General features: G+C 76.0%; 2 protein-coding genes. One reads left to right on the forward strand and one right to left on the reverse strand.

Annotated features, from left to right (window positions below; all coding sequences use genetic code 11):
- Positions 1 to 37 precede the first annotated feature (37 nt).
- Positions 38 to 616, forward strand: coding sequence for a hypothetical protein (locus ACSNOG_RS32760; protein WP_436756337.1), 579 nt, complete (start codon positions 38 to 40; stop codon positions 614 to 616).
- Positions 617 to 701: 85 nt separating this feature from the next.
- Here ACSNOG_RS32760 and ACSNOG_RS32765 read toward each other — a convergent pair.
- Positions 702 to 1,131 (reverse strand): hypothetical protein (locus ACSNOG_RS32765; RefSeq protein ID WP_436756338.1); only part of this gene is annotated, 430 nt, incomplete at its 5' end.

Below are 1,131 nucleotides of genomic sequence, written 5' to 3' on the forward strand. Positions count from 1 at the left end.
GCCTCCCGGCCCGTGGCCACGCAGCCGAAGGAGGGTCATGGCCTTCGACTTCGTACCGCCCCCGGCCGCCGAGCCCGGGCAGCGGCTGAGCCGGATGCTGGAGCCCTCCGAATGGGCCGCGGCCGGAATACCCCTGTTGCGCAACCCGCGCGAGGTGATCACCGGCTTGCACGCCCGTCACCTGCCGGCGCAGTCGACGGCCGTCGTCGCCGTCCTCGATCACGACGAACGGCTCGCGGCCAGCGCCTCGTTCGTCCGCCGTCCCGTCCCGCCCGACGGCTGGGAGCTGCGGAACGCGCTCCTCGCCCAGCTGCGCCGGGTGATCCCGCACGACCTGCGGCGGCGCACGCCGGTGCGCACCGCCGTGCTGCTCTACTGCCGAGCCGGTGAAGCCCATTGGACGGAAGAGGACGGGGCGTGGATGTGGGGCCTGCGTGACGCTTGCACGCTGCACGGCCTGCGCTGCGGGGCGTACATCACGCTGACCGAAAGCGGCTGGCAGATCCTGGGCGAGGGCCGCAGCGGACGCCGGCCGCGGTCACCGGCGCACGCCCGGGCGTCCATGACGTCCGGCGGCGGCGCGCACGAAGCGCACCGCCGCACGGTCGCCCGCTGACGGGCGCCCGGGGACAGCGTCCCCGGGCAGCAATCGGACCCCGCGGCCGGCGCCTTACACAGACGCACGGCCACCGGGTCCGTTCTCAGACGCCCGCGGAGATCAGGGCGTTGACCCGCTGCGGGTCGCCGCAGACGATCAGCAGCCCGTCGGCGCGGCTCATTGCTGCGGGCAGCGCGCGGGTCACCGCGTCGTCCGCGCCGCCGTTGACGGCCACGACCACGACGGGCCGCGCTTCGGCGCGCTCCGCGTCGGCAGCCGCGTAGAAGACGTCGTCGCGGGCGTCGTGCTGCGCCCAGTACGAGGCCTCGCCGAAGGACAGCTCGTGCGCGGCCCAGGGGTGCGGGTCGCCGGTCGTGAGCACCAGGATCTCGCCGGGCGCGCGGCCGGTGTCGAGCAGCAGGTCGACGGCCTCGTCCGCGGCGTCCAGGGCACCCTGCGCGGAGGCGGGGATCAGCTGGACCTGCGGGCCGGCGGCCGTGGCGGCAGGCTGCGCCGCGGCGGGCCGGGGCGGT

The organism is Streptomyces sp. URMC 124 (assembly GCF_051386455.1).
Lineage (GTDB): Bacteria > Actinomycetota > Actinomycetes > Streptomycetales > Streptomycetaceae > Streptomyces.